The following is a 25,224-nucleotide window of genomic DNA, read 5'->3' as shown; positions in this document are numbered from 1 at the left end:
ATGGAAAACGGCCCCAAAGCCCTGGATGGAACCCTAGCTTTGGGGCCGTTCTTCTTGCGTTCAAATCATCGGCAAATAAGGCGGCTTGGGCCCGCGTGGAAACTGGGCATCCAGTGCCTGAATATGCTCGGGCTGCAATATCAGATCCCCAGCAGCCGCATTTTGCTGGGCATGAGCCGCACGTGATGCCTTGGGAATCACAAACACATGGGGGTCACGCAGCAAAAAGGCCAAAGCTACTTGACGCACGGTGGCCTGATATTGGGTGGCAATCTCGGCCAACAAGGCCCCGCCTTCAGAATCCGGCTCCGGAAAATCATCATGACCGAAGGGACTGTACGCCACCACGCTAACTTGATGCTCCTGGCACCAGGGCATGACCGCGTGTTCAATCGCACGCTCGTTCAGGTGATACAAAACCTGATTGCAGGCGATCTCGCCCGGGCCCACGATGTCGTACAGCGCTTCCAGTTCCGGCACGTCAAAATTGCTGACGCCCCATTGCTTGATCTTGCCTTGCTGCACCAGCTTGTCAAAGGCTGCGCAGGTTTCTTCCAAAGGAATCTGGCCCGGCCAATGCAATAAGTACAGATCCAGATAATCGGTGCCCAGACGCTTCAGGCTGGCCTCGCAAGCGCGGATCACGCCCTGCCTACTGGCATTGAAGGGCAAGACCTTAGACACCAGAAACGCCTCATGGCGACGACCTTGCAAGGCCTGCCCGATCAGGCTTTCTGCCTGACCATCCCCATACATTTCTGCCGTGTCGATATGGTTCATTCCTGCATCCAGGCCCGCCCGAAAGGCCGCAATACTCTGCGCCCGATCCGACTGCTCGACATACCAGCTGCCTTGTCCCACGCGCGAGACGCGCGAAGCGGAACCCAAGGGTGCGTATCGCATCAGTCCGTCCTTATCGTGCTGCGCTCAGAGCCCGAGATACCGGGACACGGGTGCCTGTTAGAGCGCATCGCGGCCGCTTTCCGAGGTACGAATACGGATAGCCTGTTCGACCGGCGTCACAAAAATTTTGCCATCGCCAATCTTGCCGGTATGAGCCGCTTTGATAATGGCTTCGATGATGGCATCACAGCGATCTGCCGCCACCACAATATCCACACGAATCTTGGGCAGAAAGTCCACCACGTATTCAGCCCCGCGATAAAGCTCGGTGTGGCCTTTCTGACGGCCAAAGCCCTTGACCTCGGTCACGGTCAAGCCGTTCACATCCAGCTCTGCCAGAGCCTCACGTACTTCATCCAGCTTGAAAGGTTTGATAATGGCCGTAATTTGTTTCATGGTTACTCACACGTCAAATTGAAAGAGATTCTTTGCCACTGTCCCGCAAGGAGCGGTGACTTTCTGCTGCCAGGCTCAGGCCCAGACTCAGATCCCGGCCAGTAGGCGATTGGAACAGACGCAAACCGATTTCAGGCAGCACCGCCAGAAAGTGATCAAAAATATCGCCCTGGATACGCTCATGGTCCACCCAGGCCGTTTTATTGGTAAAGCAATACACCTCGACAGGAATACCCTCGGCAGTCGGCTCCATCATGCGCACCATCTGAATCATGTCCTGATGGATTTCAGCATGGCGCTTGATATAGGCCATGCAGTAGGCGCGAAACGTACCCAGATTGGTCAAGCGGCGATAGTTGACCGCATCCATGCCCGCACGGCTGAGCTCCTGGTTGGAGCGCTCCAGATCTTCTTTTTTCTCGTTCAGATAATCGCGCAGCAAGGCAAAACGCGACAGGCTGTCCACTTCGGAAGGGGTCAAGAACCGCACGCTGGACGCATCAATACTCAAGGTGCGCTTGATCCGTCGCCCACCAGACTCGAACATCTGGCGCCAGTTGCGATAACTTTCGGAAAACAGCTTGTAGGTCGGAATGGTAGTGACCGTCTTGTCCCAGTTCTGCACCTTGACGGTATGCAAAGCGATATCAATCACAAAGCCATCCGCACCGGCCTGTTTCATCTCGATCCAGTCACCAATGCGCAGCATGTCATTGGTGCTCATTTGCGTACTGGCCACCAGCGACAGCAAAGTGTCTTTGAAAACCAGCAGCAATACCGCCGACAGCGCGCCCAGACCGGAGAGCAGCAGCACAGGGGATTGGTCCAGAATAATGGAGATCATGACGATGATGCCCACCGCCCAGACCGCGATCTTGGCAACCTCCACGTATCCCTTGATGGATTTGGTGCGCCCTTTGCTGGAGTTGGCATAGACCTCTTGCCAGGCCCCCAGCAAACTGACAATTGCCATGATGAAAAAGACCAGAAAGCCCAGCAGAGCCACACGCTCGACCACCTCCAGCAAGGTCTTGGTCAATGGCAGCAACGTCAGGTTGGAGCTGACCACCAACAAGGGCACGGCATACCCCACATTGCGCACGAAGCGCTTTTTAACCAAAGCCCGCGCCCAATCATCCTTGCCTGCCACTTTCAACAAACGCCGTACCAGACGGGAAAGCACCGACGTGGTCAACCAGCTGACAATCCAGACCAGCACGGTCAGCATGGCCAGGCCGGCCAGGATCTGTACCCAGCGATCCTGCGGTAAATACGCCTCGATCCATTGCCAGCCCAACAAATCGGCAAAGGTGCGTTCTTGCTCCATGTCGTGTTCCTTATCCAGCCAGCCCCAAAAAGGTCTGCCTGGTTTCCTAGAGTCTGAAAACTCTCTAATATACTGCACAGCGTCTGTTTCCTGCGGGACTGGATGACCTGCGTTCGTCCGTCCGATCCACTATAATTGCCCTCTATGTCAACACACACCCCCCCCTCTTCCCAAGACCAGTTTGCCAATAAAGCCATGGCCTGGTCGGCTCGTTTTTCCGAGCCCGTCTCTGATCTTGTCAAACGCTACACAGCGTCGGTGGACTTTGACAAGCGCATGGCCCGCTTTGATATTCAGGGTTCCCTGGCCCACGCCAGCATGCTGGCTGCTGTCGGTGTGATCACCGAGCAGGACAAAGCCGACATTGAGCGCGGCATGAGCCAGATTCTGGACGAAATCGCCCAAGGCCAGTTCCAGTGGTTGCTGGATCTGGAAGACGTGCACCTGAACATTGAAAAGCGCCTGGTCGAGCTGATTGGCGATGCCGGCAAACGCCTGCACACGGGCCGTTCGCGCAATGACCAGGTGGCAACCGACATTCGCCTGTGGCTGCGCAATGAAATCGACATTGCCCTGGACCTGCTGGCCCAGATGCAGCGCAAGCTGGCCGAGCTGGCCCTGGCCCAGGCAGATACAATTTTGCCCGGCTTTACCCACCTGCAAGTGGCCCAGCCCGTCACATTTGGCCACCATTTGCTGGCTTACGCCGAAATGTTCCAGCGCGATGCCGAGCGTCTGCAAGACTGCCGCAAACGCGTGAACCGTCTGCCTTTGGGCGCTGCCGCCCTGGCCGGTACCAGCTACCCCATCGACCGCGAAATGGTTGCCAAGCTGCTGAACTTTGACGATGTGTGCCGCAACTCGCTGGATGCTGTGTCGGACCGCGACTTCGCCATCGAATTCTGCGCCGCTGCTGCCCTGATCATGACGCACATCTCCCGCTTCTCCGAGGAGCTGGTGCTGTGGATGAGCCCACGCGTGGGATTTATCGATCTGGCCGACCGCTTTTGCACCGGCAGCTCCATCATGCCGCAAAAGAAAAACCCCGACGTTCCCGAGCTGGCCCGTGGCAAGACGGGTCGCGTCAATGGTCACCTGATCGCCTTGCTGACCTTGATGAAAGGCCAACCGCTGGCCTACAACAAGGACAACCAGGAAGACAAGGAAGGTCTGTTCGATTCGGCTGATACCATTCGCGACACCCTGACCATTTTTGTCGACCTGATCTCCGGCATCAAGGTCAAGCCAGAAGCGATGCGCGCCGCCGCCCTGCAAGGCTTTGCAACCGCTACCGATCTGGCCGACTACCTGGTCAAGAAAGGCCTGCCGTTCCGTGACGCCCACGAAACCGTGGCCCTGGCCGTACGCGAGTGCGAACAACTGGGCTGCGATCTGGCTGATCTGAACCTGGAACAGCTGCAGAAATTCGACAGCCGTATCGAGTCGGACATTTTTGGCGTGCTGACACTGGAAGGCTCGGTCGCTTCGCGCAAACACATCGGTGGCACCGCCCCCGAGCGTGTCCGCATCGAGGCACAGCGCATTCTGGATCGTGTAGCAGGTTGATAAACGCTTCGCCTGAAAGCAGAAAAAGCCGCTCCTGTTCCAGGAGCGGCTTTTTTTACAGGTGTTGACTCAGATTTGGTCTGACGTGTTTTGTCAGTTGCGTTAGGCTTAGGACTGGAACTGCTGCTCTCAGCCAAAAGCGGACACAACTCTACTGAGGTAAAACATGATGAATCAGGTCTTCCAGTCCGCTGTAGGAGTTGATCTTGGTGGGACAAAGCTACTACTGAGGTATCGGGATCACGTCCTGCGGTTCGAAACCGGACCCGATTTCGGTGCTGCTGATCTAAGGAATATCTTAAAAGATTTTATTGGGCAATACGTCGAACCAGGCGTTGTGATTGGCATCGCTGTACCTGGCGTCGTCGAAAACGATACTGTGGTTGCCTGTGATGTCTTGCCGAAACTTGCTGGGTGGAGAGCAAATACTCTGCTTTGCCAAAAAGTCGACCAGGTTTCCTTGGTAAACGATGCGAATGCAGCACTACACGCTACTGTAATTGACTTGGCTAGTGACAAGACAGCCGTCACCGTTATGGTGGGTACTGCCATTGGTTGTGGTCTTATGCTCAACGGCAAAGTATTCCGCGGTGCAAGGGGGTGGGCTGGCGAACTTGGATATTGGCCAGTGCAGGCATCTGGCTCACAGTGGGAAAGACTCGACGACATCGCTGGTGGACGCTACATGGCCAATAGACTTAACGTTGACGCAAACCAGTTAGCACTGTTAAGCCAACGAGGTCATCTGGCGGCATTAGAAGTGATTGCGGAAGGAGGACGCGCTCTTGGGCGTGCACTTGGGGGAATCATCAATCTATTGAACCCACATCGTCTTTCAGTCGGCGGGGGCACCCTCAAACTTGTTGGGTATTGGGCAGAGGCGCAAACCCAAATCGAAGCCTCGGCGATCCCAAGCATGCTAAAAAAGTGCGAGATACGGACAGTTCACGAATTGGAGGATCTTGTCGCGATGGGCGCCGCTCAAATTGCGCTGACAGCTCCTCGCTGAGTTCGGGGCTCACCACCTATTTCCGCTCCGGGTCGTTTTCTGCCCAATAGACCTGCCAGAGTCTGTCAGATCAACCTGAGTCAATACATTTATATCGCTTCAACCCACTTCCGATCCTGCCCGGATTTGCAGCTTGGACTTCATACTCAGCTTCGCTCCTGATACTGACAGGCTATTTTTACTAATTTACAACTTCGGGCTACATCTCCTGGCCAGCTAAGCCCTCCAGCAACGATCAAAAAAAGCGGCACCGCCTCAAAGCGCAGGTGCCGCACTCAACGTTAAGGCTGAGGCTGAATCAACAGCATCGTGCTGCTTTGCGCATTACGACGAATGTCCGCATGCGTCACATCCATCGTCTTGCACTCGAAGTTCTCGTACAACTTCAGCTGATCCTCATAATGCGGGCTGCGCACTCCATTGCGGTCGGTGAAACCGCTTTGGCCGGGCGGCATGGCGTCGCAGAACTCCACGCCCTTGGCATCAAACACCACGCGGTTATTTTCCGTGCCTCGATTCTGATAGCCGGTAAAGGCAAAGGTATTGCCAGGCATCGTCTGCGGGGTTCCCGTGAAGTTCTTGTCGCTGAAACGATGCACGGAGGTCGGCATGGTCCAGCGCGCCATCTGAGCGCCCTGCTCCTGGCTCAAGCGAGCCTGCGCATGTCGCAAAGCCTCCAGCATGATTTCTTCAGAAGAGCGCTCACCAAAGACATTCACACGCTTGGGATCGGGATGGGCTTCCAGCGCCAAGGCACGCAACAAGACCTTGGTGCCCATGCTCAAGTTGATGGAACCGGGGTTGGGACCTTGCTGCGTGGCAAAACCAGTCTGGCTATACATGGCGCGATGCGATTCAGGCACCACCGGCATCAAGACCTGCTTGTACATTTCTTCCAGCCAGGTCTTGAAGAGCACCCGCGCCGGTCCGGCATTTTGCCCTCCCTGATCCTGTTCCATTCCATCCCAGGCGAGCAACATCGTCAGCGCCGCCTTGCTGCTATCGTCGGCCGGCAGCTGTTGCGCCAGCTTTTCCAGATGTGGGCGGAAGTAGCGCCAGTTCACATCGCTATAGGAGGCTTTTTGATTGAACTCCCAGATCTCCTGCACACTGAAGAGGTCTTTCTGCTGGTACTGACTGACCAGTTCATTCATGCGGTCGCCATAGGTCCAATAGTAAGTATCCGTATTGGTTTTGTCCGGCGCAGGCTTGTTGTTCCAGTTGACCAGATAGCCCTGGGGTGGATTGTAGGCTTTGGGAATCGCGTCGAAACTCTTGATGCCCAGCCACTCCATGCTGCCATCCCCCTTGGCAGGGACACGGATGTCCTGATCGGCAGGACGCTGGGGCAGGAAGGCCGGCGAGACATAACCAATATTGCCGTGCTTGTCGGCGTAGTACCAGTTGATCGAAATCGCCATCTTGCTGGCTTGATCCAGAAACTCCGTCCAGTTGCGGGCCTTGGCCACGTTCAACCAAGCCAGCAAGGACTGCACCTCATAGCCATCCCAGCTGCGTTTCTTGCTGTACGCCGCGCCCTGATCGTAATCAAACTGCATCACAGGGCCGTGCACGGTGCGCCAGATCGTCATTTCCCGATCAGCCTGACCGCGTACCTGGATACGTTCCTTGCGCTGCTCCATCGTGCGCCAGGCATTGTTGAACCAGTACTGATCGGCACGCGAGGGGTTCAATTTTTCCTGATATATGTCCACCACATCTTGCGGGCCAGCAGTCGCCCCCCAGGCAATCTCGCTATTGGTGCCAAACAGTACGATCGGATAGGCAAAAGGCGTATTACCCACCACATCGAAGCCGGCGCCATGCAAGCCAATGCCATAGGTGTAGGCCGGGTTGTACCAGCCAAACTGTGGGCCGTTGATCAGTACGGTCGAGCCCTCCTGCACTCGCTCGGGGCGAGTGCTCCACAGGTTGCTGGCCTTGGGCGCGAAGTCCGGGCCACGGCCGCCCCAGTGCTTGTCCTGGCGCTCTAGCTCGGTAGCCAGTACTGGCGAGGAAACATGAGCCAGATCCTGCGTCCCTGCTTGTGCCTGCGGCTTGTGCTCGGCAGCGGGGGCCGGAACCGTAGTGGGAGCTGTTGTGTCATTGATCCACAGCAGCTCATCAAACAAGGCACGGCCTCGTTCCGGGCCGTGCTGTTTCTCCAGAGACTGACGCATGGCCAGTGCCGTCACTTCCAGATTCGTGTCGGAGAAGCGATTGGCCATGGAGCCCACCCAGATCATGACCACATCAAAGTCGGTCAGCGGCTCGGGCTGGAAATCAAAATCCACATATTCTTTGGGCAGCAACTCAGGGCGACGCCGCACCTGCTCCAGATAGGCGTTATAGCCATCGGCATAGCCACGAAAAATATCGCGCTCATCCTTGGGCAAGGCCGCGATCTGCCGCTGTATGGAAGCCGGGGTGAAGTTCTGCCGCACCTGCATGTCGTACTTGACGTAGGCATCTTGCTCACCAGGGCCTAAGACGGCGGCGGTTGTGCCGACAAAGGAGCGACGCGCCATGTCCATCTGGAACAGACGGTCTTGGGCGACCGCATAACCATAGCCGTAATACAAGCCATAGTGGCTGTCGGCAAAGACGTGCGGCACGCCATAACTGTCCCGCATCACCTCTACCGACTGCACTTGCGCGTGGGTCGGTGCCCCCGCCCAACCCAAGATCAAACCAGCGGCCACAAGCCCGGTACGAACAAGCCCTTTCTGCATATCTGTCCCTTGTTTTTATGATACTGAAAATTATTATGAACCTAAAATATTGAAGCCAATACAAATAGGAAATCACAATGTAAAGCAATCAGGATCGAAAACAAGTAAGGGCTTGCCCTAGTCAACGCCGCTGAGCAGGGACTTGAAAGCGTACTTAGAAAGACACCAGGCGACCGGGATTAACCGCGCTCATCATGCCTATCGCGGCCTTGACCACGGGGATGGCCAGACCCGATAAGTGATGGCCCAAAGGGATGCTGCGGTGGGTAATATCCGTCAGCATGGCAAAGTCCTCGTTGCGACCCATGACGTCGTCACTAATGGCTTTACCAATACGCACGGTTTGCGCCACGCCGTGACCACTCCAGCCATGCACCATGTACACGGGAACCGCATCCTCGGTCTTGCGCGAGTCCGTGGCACCGTTCAGAGTAAAGTCACTGATCCCGCTCCAGGAAAAGTCCAACTGCACCTGCTCCAGCTGCGGGAAAACCGTCTGGATACGATCCAGCAAGTAGTCATTGATACGGTCAGGAGACCAACTGGTACCGGTGCCCTGCCCGCCAAACAGCAAACGGTTTTGACGCACGGCTCGGTAGTAGTCGATCTGGAATTGTGTGTCATACACCGCACGGTCGGTTGGCAGCAGCTCGCTGACTGGACACTCCAGGGGTTCAGTCACACCTACATAGGTATAGAACGGAACAGTGGTATTGGACTGCGTGGGCAAGAACTGCGAAGTCGTGTCATGCACGGCCAGCACCAAGGCCTGACGCGCCAGAATCGTGCCACCGGGGGTGATGGCCAAGGCGCCCTTTTCCGTCTGCTCGATCTCCTGGACCGGGCTGCCTTCGTAAACTCGACCGCCATGCTGAACCAGGCCATACACCAGTCCGCGCAGCAGCGCCAAGGGGTGCAGTTGACCACCCAAGGTATCCACCACGGCACCGTGATACAGCGGCGAGCGGATTTCCTGCTCCAGCTCGTAACTACCCACAATTTCCACACCGGTATCACCCAGATAGCGGCGGGCATCCGCCCCCTCTACCAGAGCACCCATATGGCCGGCATGAACGGCAGCCGTCAAATGGCCGCGGCGACGATCAAAATCCAGTTCGTAATCCTGAGCGATCTGATCCAGTAGATCCATGGCTTCGTGCGAGGCAAAGCGCCACAAGCGACGAGCTTCATCCAAGGGCAGATGCGCGATCATGTCCGCCGCTTCCCATCGAGCCAGACCCGGTGTCAGTTGCCCGCCGTTGCGGCCTGAGGCCGCCGAGCCAATACTGTCTTTTTCCACCAGCACCACATCCAGACCGGAGCGGGCCAGGTGCAAGGCGGTCGAGGCCCCCAACAGGCCGCCACCGACCACCAGCACATCGCAGTGCGTGTCAGCTTGCAGGGGTTCAAAGCGGGTCCAGGGTGCAAGAGACGCCTCGTAGTAGGTAGCAGGCGCGACCGCGTCGTTCAGATGGCCTTGCCGCCAGTTCCACAATCGAGGATTACTGGTCAACAAGCTCTGTGCATGAGAAACATCGTTTAAAAGCGTGGGTTTGGAAATAAGCATAAATGTCCTGTGTCTGTTACGGCCCTTTGGCCGCCTGGATCACAGAGCGGAATGCTCCGGTGACGCCCCGTCAACGCGGCGTTCCGTTCTGTCTCGTTATCAACATCCCGTTGCAAAAACGGAATGGAACGATCTTCTTCTACGCTGTAGAATTGAATTTATTCTACTCTGTAGAGTTAAACTTGGCAAATTGACCCGTTACTCTTTTCTCGCACTAAAGGAACACTATTGGCGCACGCATCCCCTCTCACCGCGACCCGAACACGCAAACTCAATAAGAACGAGCTGGTGCTGGCGGCGGTCAACTTGATCGAAGAAGCTGGGGATCATGGCTTTTCACTGCGGAAATTGGGGGAACGGGTAGGCTGCGACCCCATGGCCGTGCTCTATCACTTCAAGTCCAAAGAAGGGCTGCTGCGTGCAATGGCGGATTACTTAAGTGGTCGCATTCAACCCGTAGACCGTCACCTGCCCTGGGACGAACGACTCTATGATCTGGCCCGACAATATCGGACTCTGGCGTTGAATTATCCGCAGACTTTTCAACAAATGCAGCGTTTTCTGAATACCGGCAGTGCCGACTACCTGGTCCTTGAGCAGGTGTATGGCGCTTTGCGCGATGCAGGGTTGAGTGATGCCGAGATCCCCGCCGCCTGTGTAGGCTGGTATGCCGCCCTTTACGGCTTGATTCAAGGTGAGCTAAGTGGTTTGATCCGTCCCGTGACAAGCCAAGAACTGGACGAACTTCAACAGTGGCCTGCTGAAGACATCCCCATGCTGCGCCGGGTTCTGCCGCGCTTTGTGCATTTGCACTCCGAGCAGGTATTCAAAATGATGATGGAACTGATACACGATGGCTTGGCTGCCCACGCCAGCAAAGCGGCCACGCCTTCCCCAGACCTGTAACAGCAGAAACGGGCTCACTCCGGATCACAGCACGGATCAAGCTGCGTGGCCCCTACGCGCCCGAATGCAGAACAGCGTGCTACCCGCTGGCATGGCAAGAACAGGAAGTCCACTCCGAGCGCCCTACCAAACAGTGCATACGGCCTTGAGTCAACCTTCGATCCGCCTTTAAACGCCGTTCAGCCCACGTTTTTGGGCTTGAAGGCAGCAGCGTAGGCGATTGAGTGGGCAGGGCTGGCGTGAGGAAAAAAAACGCCCCGCAAACTGGAACTCTGTCCACTTTGCGAGGCGCTCTATAACAAGTCTGTCCAGGACGTGCTTAACGCGTAAAAACAGCAATCGACTCAACGTGCGCCGTATGCGGGAACATATTCACCACGCCCGCCGATTCCAATGTGTAGCCACCTTGATGAACCAGCACACCAGCGTCACGGGCCAAGGTACCAGGGCTACAGGACACATAAACCAGACGCTCGGGACGTTCGTGCTTTTCCAGTTGCGCCAAAGCGGTGGCCACCGCGAAGGCACCGTCACGCGGCGGGTCAATCAACATACGATCAAAATGGCCCAGATCACGTAGCCATTGCACATCCACTTCAAACAGGTTCAGCGTTGTGAATGTAGCCTTGTCCTGCAAGCCGTGAACCAAGGCCGCTTCACCAGCACGTTCGGTCAAGGTGCTGCTGCCCTCAATGCCGACCACTTCGGCAGCACGACGTGCCAGGGGCAGGCTGAAGTTACCCAGACCACAGAACAAGTCGGCCACACGGTGCTCGGGCTTGACGTCCAGCAGGGTCAAGGCACGCGAGATCAGGCTACGGTTAATGTCGTGGTTCACCTGCGTAAAGTCCGTAGGACGATACGGCATGCGCAAATCAAACTCGGGTAAGGCATAGGCCAGCTTGTCCGCATCTTCGCGCAACAAGGGGTGCGCCGTTTCCGGGCCCTTGGGCTGCAACCACCAGCTAATGTCGTGCTCTTGCCCGAAATCCTGCAAACGCTGGATATCCTCGCTGGTCAGCGGCTCCATATGACGCAGGGTCAGGGTAATGACCCGGTCGCCCATGGCCAGCTCAATCTGTGGCAATCGGTCCGGGCGCGACAGGCCTGCCAGGCAAGTGCGCAAGGGCTCGAGCAGAGCCGATACCTTGGGAGGCAACACGCGGCATTCAGTCATGTCCACAACATAACGGCCATTCTTCTCACGAAAGCCTACCAGCACTCCTCCCTTTTTGGGCACATAACGCATGGAGAAGCGCGCACGGTAGCGGTAGCCCCAGTAGGGGCCATGCAAGGGCGCCAGCACCCGGCCCGGCTTGACCTTGCCGATGTGCGCCAATGAATCCTCCAGCACACGTTGCTTAACCGCCACCTGGGCCGAGGGCTCCAGATGTTGCATGGCGCAACCGCCACAAACCCCGAAATTGGGACAGGGAGGCTCGGCACGCTGGGACGAAGCCTGCAGCAAAGCGGTCATGCGGGCCTTGTCATACGAGTCTTTGGAGCGCACCGTCTCGGCCAACACTTTCTCGCCTGGCAGCGCGCCTTCCACAAACACCACTTTGCCCTCTTTGTGGGCGACGCCGCGGCCTTCCAGATCCAGCGACTCAATTAACAATACGTCAGACATTCGATAAAAACCCAAATAAGCGTCCTGCCAGGCAGATAGGCGCAGTTGCACCGCCGCTAGCGATGGCGAATCGATGATTTTACAATGAGCATCCGGCTCAACGGGTAAAAACAAGCACAATCCGACCATGGCGGTTCCGCAAGGTCACTACCTATGCGGCACATAGATACCAAAGAAGGCTGTTGGCTTCCCCCTCAAGATCCGTCTTGGGATCATTCAGGCCCGGCGCTCCACTCCAAACACGTCAGACAAAAAAAAGCGGCCAGAAGCCGCTTTTTTCAGACACACTACCGAGTTTATCGCGCAGGCAGATAAGACATCGGGTTAACCGGCGTACCGGAGCGTCGAATCTCAAAGTGCAGACGAGGCGAGGTCGTGTCCGACTGGCCCAGATCGGCAATACGCTGACCCTTCTTCACTTGCTGACCTGTTTTTACATGCAGGACGCTGTTATGCGCGTAGGCGGTAATAAAGCCATTGCTGTGGCCGACCAGGACCATGGAACCCAGGCCACGCACGCCGTTACCGGCATACATGATCTTGCCGTCAGCCGCCGCTACAACCGGGTCCCCCACCTTGCCTTCAATATCAATCCCTTTGGTGGAGGCATTGAAACCCTGGATAATCTTGCCACTGGCTGGCCAGCCCCAGGCAATGAGCGCCGCATCACTGGCGCGAGGGGCCGACACCGGCGTTTCCGTCTTGACAGGGGTGGCAGGACTGACCGGCGAGGTCTGGGTGCTGCCGCTGCTGGCAGGACGTGTAGTGGTCGCCGCCATCGACGTACTTCCATCCAGACGCAGGGTTTGGCCCACACGCAGCATGGATGGATCGGTAATCTGGTTCAACTGTATCAGCGAGTTCACGTCCATGCCGTGCGCTTGTGCAATCTTGTAGAGCGTATCGCCGGGGCGTACGACGTACGTACCCGAAGCCGTGCTGACACTGCCCGCTGCTGAAGAAGAACTCAGGTCAGTGACTGGGGCGCGCTCGGTACGGCTTGCACAACCAGCCAGCAGGGTACTGGTGACCACAGCCGCCACCAGGCACTGACGGGGCGTCAAGAACCACTGTGTACCGGTGGAAGCAGCGGTTAACGGTAACCTGACTGCATGCTGCATATAAATCTCCTGAGAATATCTGACTAAATCTGGGTTCCGGCTCGCATCGGCACGAAGCGAACCGCATCAAGTTCTTCACGACGCCAAGCAGCCTGTCCGGTGCGTTCCACCAAAACCAGGCGCTGTTGTGTCGTACCTTCGGGAGCGATCAGTCGCCCCCCCACTGTTAATTGTTCCAGCAGGCTTCTCGGAATGACCGGGCCGGCTGCCGCCACAACAATAGCATCATATGGCGCCGCCGCCGGGTAACCTTGCATTCCGTCACCAAACATTATGCGTGCCCGTTGCGACAGGCCCAGTTGGCGCATGTGGTCACGCGCCAGATCGCACAGGCCTTTGATGCGTTCTACGGCATACACTTCTTTTACTAATTGTGCCAAAACAGCGGCCTGATAACCACACCCGGCCCCCACTTCCAGCACTTTACTCGGTATTTTATGGTCGCATACCAGGCTGATCATGTGGGCCACGACCCACGGCTGAGAGATGGTCTGCGCAAAGCCGATAGGCAGGGCGTCATCTTCGTAGGCCCGACTGGCCAGACCCTGATCGACAAACTGATGGCGCGGCACCGCCTGCATGGCGGCCAGCACCCGTTCATCAGTGATACCCTGTCGGCGCAAGCGCTCGATCATCATGCCACGCGAGCGTTCCGAGTTCAAACCCAGATTGACACTTGTTGACACTTGTGCAGACAACACCACCGTCGGTGCGGGTTGTAACTGACCGCGCTGCACAATACGGGTATTGCTGTTGGTGGCCGACAGACCACTGCCCAGGCTGGATTTTCCAAACCGGTTGCGTGTTCCGTCCGCAAAAGGATAGCGCTTGCCTGGCTTACTTGTCATTGCACCCAGTCCCGCAAACCCGCCAGCTGCTCGTGATGAGTCAAGTCGGCACGCAAGGGAGTAATAGAAACGGCCCCTTGCTCGACAGCACCAAAATCTGTTCCCTGCTCACTATCGGATACCCCGCCAACGCGACCAATCCAATAGACCGGCTCTCCATAGGGCGTCTGACTCTTGACTACCGGCTCCGAGGGATGCCGCTTGCCAAGACGGGTCACCTGCATGCCCTTGAGCGCCTCATAAGGCAGACACGGAATATTCACGTTCAGCAAGGTATTGGCCGCCAAAGGACGCTGCTGGCAGCGCTCGACCAAATCGCGCGCCACGCGGGCAGCACTGTCCAGATTCTTCCAGCCGCGCTCGATCAGGGAAAAAGCGATGGCGGGAATACCGAACAGATGGCCTTCCATCGCTGCGGCAACCGTACCCGAATACAAGGTGTCATCACCCATATTGGCGCCATTATTGATGCCGGACACAATCAGATCAGGACGAAAATCCAGCAAGCCGGTCAGGGCCACGTGGACACAATCGGACGGTGTACCATTGACAAAATAAAAACCATTGTTGGCCTGGCGCAGCGACAAGGGACGATTCAACGTCAGGGAATTGCTGGCACCGCTGCAATTGGTCTCGGGTGCAATGACAGTGAGCTCGCCCAGTCCTTGCAAAGCTTCATACAAAGCCTCGATACCGGCTGCCGTGTAGCCATCATCATTGGAGACCAGAATACGCATGCTTTACTTTTCCGTTAAAAATCTAACAGGGGCAACAAATTGTACCCGCTGCCTTTGGTATTTTGCTGCAAGGCCGGTAGAATCCGCGCAACAATAATTGTGGAGCTCGATCCTCATGAACGCCGTTTCTTTTGCCGTGGCCGCCCCGCTGGTCGCTCTCTTGTCCTATTTGCTCGGCTCCTTGCCGTTTGCCGTCATCGTGAGCAAGATCATGGGCTTGCAGGACCCGCGCACCTTTGGTTCGAAAAATCCGGGAGCCACTAATGTACTACGTAGCGGCAATAAAAAAGCAGCCATTCTGACCTTGCTGGGCGACGCGTTCAAGGGCTGGCTGGCTGTCTTTCTGACCCAACAAGCCATCAGCAATTGGGGCTGGGCGCCTGCCTTGCTGGGAATCAGTGCCTTTTGTGCCTTTCTAGGTCACCTGTACCCGGTCTTTCTGGGATTCAAAGGCGGCAAAGGTGTGGCCACCGCACTGGGGGTCATTTTAGCGCTGCTGCCCTGGCTGGCGCTGGCCACCGCCCTCACCTGGCTGATCATCGCCTATGTCAGCCGCTACTCTTCGCTGGCCGCCCTGGTCAGCGCGATCTTCGCCCCTTTGTATTACCTGCTCGGCGCCAAGGTCGTCTGGCCCATGAATACTTCCATTGCCACCGCTCTGGTCCTGATCAGTGCCTTTTTACTGTGGCGTCACCAGGAAAACATCCGTCGCCTGATGACCGGCAAAGAAAGCAAGATCGGCGCCAAAAAGAAGTAATCTTCAGGGCTTCAGCTGGGACACGGACTGATTGACGCAGGCCAGATCCCAGCGAGGTCGGATGGCAAAGCCATGCTGACTATCGTCCAGGCGGGCCAGGCCATGCTTGACCCGCATCGCCGCCGCAAAAGCAATCATGGCCCCGTTATCGGTACAAAACTCCAAGGGCGGAAAAAATACCTCGCCCTTCAGACGCGCCACGGCCTTTTGCAAATAGCCGCGCAAATGACGGTTGGCGCCCACCCCTCCGGCCACCACCAAGCGCTTCAGACCAGTTTGCTTCAAGGCCTTGATCGCCTTGGCCGCCAATACATCCACGATGGCCGCTTCGGTGCCGGCAGCCAGATCTGCACGTTGCTGTTGCGTTACCCCTCCCTCCTGCGCCTCCAGCTTGCGCAAACGAGTCAGCACGGCAGTTTTCAGGCCACTAAAGCTGAAGTCCAGATCTTTGCTGTGCAACATGGGCCGCGGCAGCTCGTACACCGTGGCATCGCCTTGCTCGGCCAGGCGCGACAAGGCTGGCCCACCGGGATAGCCCAAACCCATCAGCTTGGCGCTTTTATCAAAGGCTTCACCAGCCGCGTCGTCCAGCGTTTCGCCCAGCAGCTCATACTGCCCCACCCCGTCGACGCGCATCAGTTGCGTATGCCCGCCCGACACCAGCAAGGCCACGAACGGAAATTCCGGTCGCGGTTCTGCCAGAAGCGGCGAGAGCAAATGGCCTTCCAGGTGATGGATGGCAATGGTGGGTTTTTTCAGTGACCAGGCAATCGACTGCGCCACGCTGGCCCCGACCAACAAGGCGCCCGCCAGCCCGGGACCGGCGGTGTAGGCAATGGCATCGACCTGATCGAGTTGCATCTGACAGGAGGCCAGGACCTGACGAGTCAAGGGCAGGACGCGGCGGATATGATCGCGAGAGGCCAGCTCAGGCACCACACCACCGTATTCACGATGCATGGCAATCTGGCTGTGCAAGGCATGGGCCAACAGGCCCTGTTCCGTACTGACCAGCGCCACGCCGGTTTCATCGCAGGAACTTTCAAATCCAAGAATATTCATGGCACTTATTTTAGCCTGCTGTATTGGGGAAAACAGGAATTTATCCCTTCATTGAAACCAGCCGATAGTATCGGGGTTGTGCCGATACATCGCATAAAAGGGGGGGACGCAGTGGCACACTCGTGGTTAAAATCCCGCATCGATACACTCACGCTCCGATCGCCTAATAATCACAAGGAGGCTGCCCATGTTTGAACGTCTCTTCAAACTCGCTGAGCACGGCACCAACGTTCGCACCGAGGTCCTGGCAGGTATTACTACCTTCCTGACCATGTCCTACATCATTTTTGTGAACCCAGACATCCTGTCGTCCACCGGGATGGATCGCAATGCCATCTTTGTAGCGACCTGCCTAGCCGCCGCTCTGGGCACCTTCATTATGGCCTTTGTCGCGAACTGGCCCATCGGCATGGCACCGGGCATGGGCCTGAACGCCTTTTTTGCGTTCACTGTGGTCGCAACCCTGGGCTATAGCTGGCAACAGGCACTGGGCGCCGTGTTTATCTCGGGTGTCATCTTCCTGATCCTGACGGTGACTGGCATCCGGTCATGGCTGATCCGGGGCATCCCGAAATCCCTGCAAAGCGCGATTGCCGCCGGTATCGGCATGTTCCTGGGCCTGATCGCCCTGATGAACTCGGGCATCGTCGTCGCCCACCCCGCGACCAAGATTGGTCTGGGTGATCTGACCCAGCCCGCGGCCCTGTACGCGATTCTGGGCTTCTTTATCATTGCTGCCCTGGATGCACTGAAGGTACGCGGTGCGATCCTGATCGGTATTCTGGCTGTGACCATTCTGTCCATGCTGACTGGTCATAGCGAGTTTGGCGGCGTGGTCTCCGCGCCTCCGTCGCTCATGCCCACCTTCATGCAGTTGGACATCATGGGCGCCCTGCACACGGGTTTTGTTCACGTGATTCTGGTGCTGGTTCTGGTTGAGGTATTTGACGCTACCGGCACCATGATCGGGGTTGCCAAACGTGCCCGTCTGATCGAAGAAGGCAAACCCAACCGTCTGGGCCGCGCCCTGCTCGCTGACAGTACCGCCATTGTGGCCGGCTCCATGCTCGGCACCAGCAGCACCACCGCGTATGTCGAGAGCGCCTCAGGCGTGCAGGCCGGCGGCCGCACGGGCCTGACGGCCTTGACCATTGGCGTACTGTTCCTGCTGGCGCTGTTCTTCTCGCCGCTGGCCGCGACCGTTCCCGGTTACGCCACCGCCCCCGCCTTGCTGTACGTAGCGTGCTTGATGATGCGCGAAATTACCGAAGTGAAATGGGATGACATGACCGAGGCTGTGCCTGCTGCGCTGGCCGCCTTGACCATGCCGTTCACCTACTCCATTGCCAATGGTCTGGCCTTTGGCTTTATCAGCTATGTGATCCTGAAGCTGAGCACGGGCCGGTGGCGCAGTATTCACCTGGCCACGCTGATTGTTGCCATTTTGTTTGTGATCAAGTACGCAATCGCTACGGAATGAAAAACCTTACAGCAAATTCGTCTGGCGCTTTAGGGCTGTCTGGAAAACGAGTACACTGATTGCATGTTTAACGAAGCGGCTGAACACCATCAGCCGCTTTTTTATTGCGGAGGCTCCCCCATGAGCATCGTCGAACTGAACGAAGAAACATTCCAGGCCGCCGTGGAAGACGGCAAGCCACTGATTATCGACTTCTGGGCGCCCTGGTGCGGTCCATGCCGCCAATTTGCCCCCGTCTTTGACGCGGCAGCGGCCAAGCACCCGGATGTCACGTTTGCCAAAGTCAACACCGAGGAAGAGCAGGAGCTGGCCGCGGGCCTGCGTATCCGCTCCATTCCCACCTTGATGGTGTTTCGCGAGCGCGTTCTGCTGTTCTCGCAGGCCGGCGCCCTATCGGCGGCCCAGCTGGACGACCTGGTCGAACAAGTCAAGGCGGTGGACATGGAAAAGGTCCACGCTGAAATTGCCGCCCAGCAAAACCAGGAGCCTGATCAAGCCTGATCGGCTTCCCAACAAGAAAAACGCCAGACATGCAGTCTGGCGTTTTTTTGTCTGCAGCAAGCCTACTCGCAGTTCTCCAGCTCAATGATGGCAAAGCCCCGCCGTTTGATTTCGTTCTCTACCGGCGCCGAAGCGATTTCCGTATGGCAAAAACGGCATTCACGCGAGGTGAAAGTCTCCACATTCACCCCTTTGGCCGCCAGATAACGCTGGCCATAACTTAACACCTTGTCCATATCCTTGGCGTCGTCACTGACCAAAATATCAAAGTGCATGCGACGCCCATCAGGGCGCACCACATAGGTATCAAACACCGCAATCTTCATGACAAACCCTTTTCAGCAAAAAACTCAGTAGGTACACGTCGGCCCGCAAGATGCAGAACCATTCTTGTCCGCGACCGCTTGTGCCTCCTCCCCTTTCTTATCCTGCACATGAGTATTTCGGGCAATCAGCTGACCGACAAAGGCCCCCAGACGTAAATCATCCAGATGCCCCAGCTCTTTCAACGCCAGCTTGCCGTCTCGATCAAAGATGATCGTTGAGGGCGTCCCCCCCAAACCCCATGCCTTCATGGTACGCGGCAAGGGGCCGGTGTCTGAGGGCTGGTCAATGGCGATGGGAAAATTCAAACGGTACTCGTGAACAAAAGCCTGCAAAGCGGCAGGCCCCATCACATCGTGGTGCTCGAACACGCTATGCAAACCGATGATGCGCAGATCATCACGCGAAAACAGAGTATCAAGTTTTCTGGCTTGTGGCAGGCTGTTGATGACGCAACCAGGGCAAAGCAGCTGAAAGGCGGTGACGACCACTACCCGGCCCCGCAAGGACGCCAGGCTTAAAGGTGCCGAGGTGTTAAGCCACTGGCTGGCATGGATTTCATAAGTCATGACGTACCCCCAATGCAGACTGGACCCAATCGAACCCACTGGCCGGATAAGGACGTAAAAGGAATCACAGAGAGGTAGTATGGCCACAGACTGGACGGCACAGAGAGACAATCGTCTGGAAAAGATACCTTTTCGTCCAGAAAACCGCAGCAGACGCTCTAGCGACAACAGACCAGAGCCAGTCTGCCGTAAAGCGATCATTTATGCCTGTTCGACAGGCTCGCATTCACCTTGGCCGCGCGTCATATTGATAAAGGCTTGCTGAAAGTCTGCTTGATGCCCGAGCGGCAGATTCAATAGCCAGCGCACGCCTTCTGCATCGAACTGCTCGTCCTGAACCTGAACGCCAAAACTGTCGAAACGGGATTGCACCAGGGCCAGATCGGCAAATGAACAGCGGCAGCGCAAGGCGGCCATGGGAATCAGTTCCTGCTTGTCAGCAAGACGCAAACATTGAGCGGCGACGCCGCCATAGGCACGCACCAGGCCACCCGTGCCCAGCTTGACGCCCCCAAACCAGCGAATGACCAGCACCGCGACGCGGTCGCAATCCTGGCCTTCTATCGCTTGCAAAATGGGACGCCCGGCTGTGCCGCCGGGTTCGCCATCATCGTTAAAGCGGTATTCAGACCCGATCTTGTAGGCCCAGCAATTATGCGTGGCATCGGGCACACCCCTGGCCTGAAAGAAGGCCAAGGCCTGGCTGGCACTGTCGACAGGCGCAGCCAAAGCCAGAAAACGGCTTTTTTTGATGTCCTGTTCGAAGCTGGTGGGCTCACGCAGGGTAAAGACCGCCACCCCTACCCTCAGTCCTGTTCGCGACTGGCCAGGTAGTCTTCATAGCCGCCGCGGTAATCCACCAGACGGCCTTCGGGCATCACTTCGATAATGCGGGTTGCCACACCGGAGACGAACTCACGGTCATGGGACACGAAAATCAGGGTGCCTTCAAACTTTTCCAGGGCCATCTGCAAGGATTCGATCGATTCCATGTCCAGGTGGTTAGTCGGTTCATCCAGCAACATGACATTGTGACGGCCCAACATCAGGCGGGAGAAGGTCATGCGGTTTTTCTCGCCACCGGACAGTACTTTCACAGGCTTGATGATGTCGTCGGCTGAAAATAGCATGCGGCCCAGTACGGAGCGCAAAGACTGATCATCGTCGCCGGCCTGACGGAACTGACTGATCCAGTCAAATACATTGTCGTCCGTATCGAACTCATCCGAGACGTCCTGCGCCATATAACCGATATCGGCATTTTCGGACCAGACCACCGAACCACTGTCGGGGGCCAGATCGCCGGCCAACAAGCGCAACAGGGTCGTCTTACCCACGCCGTTCGCACCCACAATCGCGATTTTCTCGCCCGCTTCAATCATGGCAGAAAAATTCTTGATGACGGGATGGTCATAGGATTTGCTCAAACCCTCGACCGTCACCGCCAGGCGGTGCAAGACTTTTTTCTGCTCAAAACGAATAAACGGGTTTTGGCGCGATGAGGGCTTGACCTCGATCGTGTCCGCCTTGAGACGACCAATCTGCTTCAGACGCGAGGTAGCCTGGCGGGATTTGGACTTGTTGGCCGCAAAACGACGCACAAAGTCCTGCAGTTCCCCTATGCGTTCCTTGGCCTTGGAATTGGCTGCCAGCACACGCTCGCGCGACTGCACCGAAGCCAGCATGTAATCGTCGTAGTTGCCGGGATAGACACGCAGCTCGCCGTAGTCCAGGTCGGCCATGTGGGTGCAGACCTGGTTCAGGAAGTGACGATCGTGGCTAATGATAATCATGGTGCTCTGATAGCCGTTAAGCACATCTTCCAGCCAGCGGATGGTGTTGATATCCAGGTTGTTGGTCGGTTCGTCCAGCAGCAGGATATCGGGATTGGAGAACAGGGCCTGAGCCAGCAGCACGCGCAGTTTCCAGCCCGGCGCAATTTCGCTCATGGGCAGTTGATGCTGTTCGACCGGAATTTCCAGGCCCATCAGCAATTCACCGGCCCGGCTCTCGGCGGTATAGCCGTCGTACTCGGCAAAACGGGCCTCCAGCTCGGCGGCCTTCATATAGTCTTCTTCAGTGGCTTCCGGATTGTCGTAGATGGCATCACGCTCTTGCATGGTGTTCCACATTTCGGTGTGGCCCATCATGACGACATCCAGCACCCGCTGGTCTTCGTAGGCAAACTGGTCCTGACGCAACTTACCCAGACGCACGCCGGGGTCCAGCGATACATTACCCCCACTTGGCTCCAGGTCGCCGCCAATGATTTTCATGAAGGTAGACTTGCCCGATCCATTGGCACCAATCAGGCCGTAGCGGTTGCCTCCGCCCAGTTTGACACTGACGTTTTCAAATAAAGGCTTGGCACCAAACTGGATCGTTAAATTAGCGGTGGAGATCACGTAAACGTACTTTGAAAAAGGTTGAGTTCAACCCAGTAGTGTATCAAGCAGGCGCGAAATCCGTTAGTGCTCGTGCTCATCCAGGACCAGATAAGCCATGCCATCCTCGGTGGCCAGACCCACTTCCTGCCCAATAGGCAGACTAACCTTGACCTCCACATGGCCATAAGGTAGTCCCGTTACGACCGGAACCTTGACGGTTTCACGCAACCAGCGCACCACCGACTCCATCTCGAAGCCGTTATCCGAAGCTCCTGTCTTGTAGGCAGTGAAACGACCCAACACCACCGCCATTTGACGGTTCAGCACGCCGGCATGCCAAAGCTGTGTCAACATGCGCTCGACCCGGTACGGAGCTTCGCCCACATCTTCGAGAAACAGGATTCCGCCATCCACCTGCGGGAAATACGGGGTGCCCAGCAAGGAGCAAACCAGGGCCAGATTGCCGCCCCACAGCACACCGTGACCGTCGACCGCATCCGAATCCTCGGACTCAAAACTGAACAACTCCAACTCGCCACGCATCAACTCACCAAAGAGCTCGGTGGTCAGTTCATCCGTTTCCTCTCCGCCAAAATCCGCAATCGCAGTAGGCCCGGTGTAGCTGATGGCGCCGGTCTGGGCAAGCAGCGCTAAATTGAAGGCCGTGAAATCCGACATGCCCACAAAACGCTTGCCACTATCAGCCACCGCACGCCAATCGATCTGACCCAATATGCGGCTCAGGCCGTAGCCACCTCGCGTGGCCATCACAATGGGCTGAGGCTGCTGCAAGGAGCGCTGCACGGCGGCCAGACGCTGAGCGTCCGTGCCGGCAAAGCGTTCGTGGACGGCCAGGGCATCGGGGTCGATATCCACGGCAAAACCCTGTTGCTTCAGTCGTTGACTGGCCAGCTCCAGCCGTTGGGGTTCCATGAGGTGCCCAGAGGGCGAAAACAGGTAGATGCCCGAGCTGTCCGGCTGCCCACACTGGCATTGGCCATGCTCGTGGTGATGATGGTGAGGGTCGTGCTCGGGGCTGCTCATGATTAACCTTGATAATAAAGTGTTTGTTATTTTAGCCAGACTACGGTGCGCCATCCACCAAGGATTGGCCTTGCTGACCCTGCTTTTGCAACTTCTTTTGCTCGCGCCGTTGGCGAAAGAAGTCGCGCAAAGCCTGAGCGGCCTCGTCGGCCATCAGCCCACCTGTCACCCGGGTGTGATGATTAAGCGTGGGATGCAAATGCAAGGACTCCACGCTGCCGCACACCCCGGTCTTGGGATCAGCCGCCGCCCACACCACCCGTGACAGGCGCGCATGCATCAAAGCGCCCAGGCACATCATGCAAGGTTCCAGGGTCACGAACAAGCTCGCTCCGGGCAGGCGGTAATTACCCACTTTACGCGTTGCCGCCCGCAGAGCCACGATCTCGGCATGCTGGGTGGGATCATGATCGCAGACGGTGCGATTGGCACCCACGGACAAAAGTCTGCCGTCTGCATCCAGCAAGACTGCACCGACCGGCACCTCTCCCAGGCTCGCTGCCTGCCGCGCCTGCTCCAGGGCCAAAGCCATGGCCTGGGCATCACTCAAAACCTCACTCTGCGTTTGCGGTGGTAAGCTAGTTGGCATCGTCATATCCATTGCGTTATTCAAACCCTGTCAGCCCAGCAAAAGGGGCATTTTACTGTCTATGCGCAACACTCCCGATTCTCACGCTATTTTGCGTGTCCGAGGCCTGAGCAAACAATACGCAAACGGGCATCAAGCCCTGCACTCATTGGATCTGGATATCTGGCGAGGCGAGATTTTTGCCTTGCTCGGCGCCAACGGTGCGGGCAAAACCACCCTCATCAGCATTATCTGCGGATTGGTCAATCGCAGCAGCGGCACCGTGCAGGTCGATGGCGCCGACAATGTGAGCGACTACAAACGCGCCCGCCAGAAAATTGGCTTGGTGCCACAAGAGCTTAGCGCGGACTCGTTCGAGACGGTCTGGAACACGGTCAACTTTAGCCGGGGCCTGTTTGGCAAAGCGCCCGATCCGGCTCTGATTGAGCAGATTCTGAAAGACTTGTCCTTGTGGGACAAAAAAGACAGTCCCCTGATTACCTTGTCGGGCGGCATGAAACGGCGCGTCCTGATCGCCAAGGCGCTCTCGCACGAACCTGAAATCCTCTTTCTGGATGAACCCACCGCTGGCGTGGATGTGGCTTTGCGCCAAGGCATGTGGGCCCTGGTCAAACGACTGCGCAGCCAGGGCGTCACCATTATTTTGACTACGCATTACATTGAAGAAGCACAGGAGATGGCCGACCGTATCGGTTTTATCAATAAAGGCTCGCTGCAATTGGTGGAAACCAAAGACAAGTTGATGCGTCGCCTGGGCGGCAAAACACTGCTCCTGAATCTGGCTGAGCAGTTGGTCGCCCTGCCCGCCTCCTTGGCCGGCCTGGGTCTGCAAGCGGCCGCTGATGGCATGAGTTTGTTATACCCCTTGGCCAATCGCGAGCAGGACCATGATTTGAGCGCCCTGTTGGCGGCAGTGGGACAGGCCGGCTTGCGAATTACCGACATCCACACCCGGGAGCGCAGTCTGGAAGATATTTACGTTGAGTTTGTAGGGGCACAGTCATGAACTGGTACGCCATCCTGGCTATTTATCGCTACGAAATGTCACGCACCCGTCGCACCCTGCTGCAAAGCATTGTGGCGCCCGTGATCTCGACTGCCTTGTATTTTGTGGTGTTTGGTGCGGCCATTGGCCATCGCATCAATGAGATTGGCGGCATCTCTTATGGCGCATTTATCGTGCCCGGGCTCACCATGCTGTCCGTGCTGACCCACAGCGTCTCGAACGCAGCCTTCGGCATTTACTTTCCGCGCTTTACCCGCAATATTTACGAGATCCTGTCGGCCCCCATCTCCCATTTTGAGATTACCCTAGCCTTTGTCGGCGCTGCGGCCACCAAATCGCTGTTTCTGGCCGCCATCATCCTGATCACCGCGCGGCTCTTCGTCCCTTATGAGATTGCCCATCCGGTCTGGATGCTGGCCTTTCTGGTGCTCACCGCCCTGACCTTCAGCCTGCTGGGCTTTATTATCGGCATATGGGCCGACAACTTTGAAAAGCTGCAATTTGTGCCCATGCTGATCCTGACTCCCCTTACCTTTTTGGGCGGCACCTTCTACGCCATCGACATGCTGCCCCCATTTTGGCAAAAGCTGACCTTGCTCAACCCGGTCCTGTACCTGATCAGCGGTTTTCGCTGGAGTTTTTTTGATCTGGCCGACGTCAATGTCTGGCTCAGCCTGGGCATGACACTGCTGTTTTTAAGCCTTTTTCTAGGCGTAGCGGCCTGGATATTCAAGACCGGCTACCGACTCCGCCCCTGACAGAC

Annotated in this window: 24 protein-coding genes; 8 read left to right on the top strand and 16 right to left on the bottom strand. The window is 56.9% G+C overall.

Annotated features, from left to right (window positions below; translation table 11 throughout):
• Positions 1-60: 60 nt before the first annotated feature.
• From V6936_RS04035 to V6936_RS04025, 3 genes are read right to left on the bottom strand one after another with little or no spacing between them, the layout of a single operon-like run.
• Positions 61-903 (bottom strand): aldo/keto reductase, encoded by an 843-nt coding sequence (locus V6936_RS04035; protein WP_336579455.1) that lies wholly within the window; start codon positions 901-903, stop codon positions 61-63.
• Between the two features lie 57 nt (positions 904-960).
• Positions 961-1,299, bottom strand: a complete 339-nt coding sequence (locus tag V6936_RS04030; protein ID WP_003799650.1) for a P-II family nitrogen regulator — start codon at positions 1,297-1,299, stop codon at positions 961-963.
• A 13-nt stretch (positions 1,300-1,312) separates the two neighbouring features.
• Positions 1,313-2,626, bottom strand: a complete 1,314-nt coding sequence (locus V6936_RS04025) for a mechanosensitive ion channel family protein (protein ID WP_003799649.1) — start codon at positions 2,624-2,626, stop codon at positions 1,313-1,315.
• 144 nt (positions 2,627-2,770) lie between these two features.
• On the opposite strand from V6936_RS04025, the gene argH reads away from it, so the two are divergent.
• Positions 2,771-4,192 carry an argininosuccinate lyase gene (gene argH, locus V6936_RS04020; RefSeq protein WP_059317576.1) on the top strand — a complete coding sequence of 474 codons (1,422 nt, stop codon included), beginning with the start codon at positions 2,771-2,773 and terminating at the stop codon, positions 4,190-4,192.
• A 166-nt stretch (positions 4,193-4,358) separates the two neighbouring features.
• Positions 4,359-5,201 (top strand): ROK family protein, encoded by an 843-nt coding sequence (locus V6936_RS04015; protein ID WP_336579454.1) that lies wholly within the window; start codon positions 4,359-4,361, stop codon positions 5,199-5,201.
• A gap of 281 nt (positions 5,202-5,482) precedes the next feature.
• On the opposite strand, the gene V6936_RS04010 is transcribed toward V6936_RS04015, so the two are convergent.
• Positions 5,483-7,933 carry a penicillin G acylase gene (locus V6936_RS04010; RefSeq protein ID WP_336579453.1) on the bottom strand — a complete coding sequence of 817 codons (2,451 nt, stop codon included), beginning with the start codon at positions 7,931-7,933 and terminating at the stop codon, positions 5,483-5,485.
• Between the two features lie 154 nt (positions 7,934-8,087).
• On the bottom strand, positions 8,088-9,500 hold the full coding sequence (locus V6936_RS04005) for an NAD(P)/FAD-dependent oxidoreductase (protein ID WP_336579452.1): 1,413 nt from the start codon (positions 9,498-9,500) through the stop codon (positions 8,088-8,090).
• A 228-nt stretch (positions 9,501-9,728) separates the two neighbouring features.
• On the opposite strand from V6936_RS04005, the gene V6936_RS04000 reads away from it, so the two are divergent.
• Entirely contained in the window at positions 9,729-10,406 is a 678-nt protein-coding gene (locus tag V6936_RS04000; RefSeq protein ID WP_059317573.1) for a TetR/AcrR family transcriptional regulator, read from the top strand.
• Positions 10,407-10,725: 319 nt separating this feature from the next.
• Here the strand turns inward: V6936_RS04000 and rlmD are convergent, their stop codons facing one another.
• The 4 genes from rlmD to surE all read right to left on the bottom strand — a co-directional run bounded on the left by rlmD (position 10,726) and on the right by surE (position 14,742).
• On the bottom strand, positions 10,726-12,036 hold the full coding sequence (gene rlmD, locus V6936_RS03995) for a 23S rRNA (uracil(1939)-C(5))-methyltransferase RlmD (protein WP_336579451.1): 1,311 nt from the start codon (positions 12,034-12,036) through the stop codon (positions 10,726-10,728).
• A gap of 296 nt (positions 12,037-12,332) precedes the next feature.
• Positions 12,333-13,157, bottom strand: coding sequence for a peptidoglycan DD-metalloendopeptidase family protein (locus V6936_RS03990; RefSeq protein ID WP_003799634.1), 825 nt, complete (start codon positions 13,155-13,157; stop codon positions 12,333-12,335).
• Positions 13,158-13,180: 23 nt separating this feature from the next.
• On the bottom strand, positions 13,181-14,005 hold the full coding sequence (locus tag V6936_RS03985) for a protein-L-isoaspartate(D-aspartate) O-methyltransferase (protein WP_003799633.1): 825 nt from the start codon (positions 14,003-14,005) through the stop codon (positions 13,181-13,183).
• Positions 14,002-14,742, bottom strand: a complete 741-nt coding sequence (surE, locus tag V6936_RS03980) for a 5'/3'-nucleotidase SurE (protein WP_003799631.1) — start codon at positions 14,740-14,742, stop codon at positions 14,002-14,004. The genes V6936_RS03985 and surE overlap by 4 nt, the downstream gene beginning before the upstream one ends.
• Before the next feature lie 115 nt (positions 14,743-14,857).
• Here surE and plsY point away from each other — a divergent pair, with 115 nt between their 5' ends.
• A complete protein-coding gene (plsY, locus tag V6936_RS03975) occupies positions 14,858-15,499 on the top strand; it encodes a glycerol-3-phosphate 1-O-acyltransferase PlsY (protein WP_003799629.1) in 642 nt (213 codons plus the stop codon).
• A 3-nt stretch (positions 15,500-15,502) separates the two neighbouring features.
• On the opposite strand, the gene tsaD is transcribed toward plsY, so the two are convergent.
• Complete coding sequence (gene tsaD / locus V6936_RS03970; RefSeq protein WP_039943057.1) at positions 15,503-16,561, bottom strand: tRNA (adenosine(37)-N6)-threonylcarbamoyltransferase complex transferase subunit TsaD; 1,059 nt, start codon at positions 16,559-16,561, stop codon at positions 15,503-15,505.
• 187 nt (positions 16,562-16,748) lie between these two features.
• On the opposite strand from tsaD, the gene V6936_RS03965 reads away from it, so the two are divergent.
• Both V6936_RS03965 and trxA read left to right on the top strand, forming a co-directional pair.
• Positions 16,749-18,041, top strand: coding sequence for an NCS2 family permease (locus V6936_RS03965; protein ID WP_131070625.1), 1,293 nt, complete (start codon positions 16,749-16,751; stop codon positions 18,039-18,041).
• Between the two features lie 120 nt (positions 18,042-18,161).
• Positions 18,162-18,542, top strand: a complete 381-nt coding sequence (trxA, locus tag V6936_RS03960; protein WP_039943056.1) for a thioredoxin — start codon at positions 18,162-18,164, stop codon at positions 18,540-18,542.
• A gap of 62 nt (positions 18,543-18,604) precedes the next feature.
• Here trxA and V6936_RS03955 read toward each other — a convergent pair whose 3' ends face one another.
• The 6 genes from V6936_RS03955 to tadA all read right to left on the bottom strand — a co-directional run bounded on the left by V6936_RS03955 (position 18,605) and on the right by tadA (position 23,455).
• Positions 18,605-18,868: a DUF2024 family protein gene (locus tag V6936_RS03955; RefSeq protein ID WP_003799622.1), complete on the bottom strand. Its 264-nt coding sequence runs from the start codon at positions 18,866-18,868 to the stop codon at positions 18,605-18,607.
• A 24-nt stretch (positions 18,869-18,892) separates the two neighbouring features.
• Complete coding sequence (locus V6936_RS03950) at positions 18,893-19,435, bottom strand: peroxiredoxin family protein (RefSeq protein WP_336579450.1); 543 nt, start codon at positions 19,433-19,435, stop codon at positions 18,893-18,895.
• 201 nt (positions 19,436-19,636) lie between these two features.
• A complete protein-coding gene (locus V6936_RS03945; RefSeq protein ID WP_003799618.1) occupies positions 19,637-20,233 on the bottom strand; it encodes an IMPACT family protein in 597 nt (198 codons plus the stop codon).
• Positions 20,234-20,241: 8 nt separating this feature from the next.
• A complete protein-coding gene (locus tag V6936_RS03940) occupies positions 20,242-21,840 on the bottom strand; it encodes an ABC-F family ATPase (protein ID WP_003799616.1) in 1,599 nt (532 codons plus the stop codon).
• 63 nt (positions 21,841-21,903) lie between these two features.
• Positions 21,904-22,866, bottom strand: coding sequence for an LD-carboxypeptidase (locus V6936_RS03935; protein ID WP_059317570.1), 963 nt, complete (start codon positions 22,864-22,866; stop codon positions 21,904-21,906).
• A gap of 40 nt (positions 22,867-22,906) precedes the next feature.
• Entirely contained in the window at positions 22,907-23,455 is a 549-nt protein-coding gene (gene tadA / locus V6936_RS03930) for a tRNA adenosine(34) deaminase TadA (protein WP_059317930.1), read from the bottom strand.
• Between the two features lie 61 nt (positions 23,456-23,516).
• On the opposite strand from tadA, the gene V6936_RS03925 reads away from it, so the two are divergent.
• On the top strand, positions 23,517-24,461 hold the full coding sequence (locus tag V6936_RS03925) for an ABC transporter ATP-binding protein (RefSeq protein ID WP_003799613.1): 945 nt from the start codon (positions 23,517-23,519) through the stop codon (positions 24,459-24,461).
• Positions 24,458-25,219: an ABC transporter permease gene (locus V6936_RS03920; protein ID WP_003799612.1), complete on the top strand. Its 762-nt coding sequence runs from the start codon at positions 24,458-24,460 to the stop codon at positions 25,217-25,219. Before V6936_RS03925 ends, V6936_RS03920 begins: the two co-directional genes overlap by 4 nt.
• Positions 25,220-25,224: the final 5 nt, after the last annotated feature.

It is taken from the genome of Alcaligenes sp. CHO6 (assembly GCF_037120595.1).
Lineage (GTDB): Bacteria > Pseudomonadota > Gammaproteobacteria > Burkholderiales > Burkholderiaceae_B > Alcaligenes > Alcaligenes ammonioxydans.
Note: the sequence above shows the minus strand (reverse complement) of the source record. Positions and strands in the feature narration are given on the sequence as shown.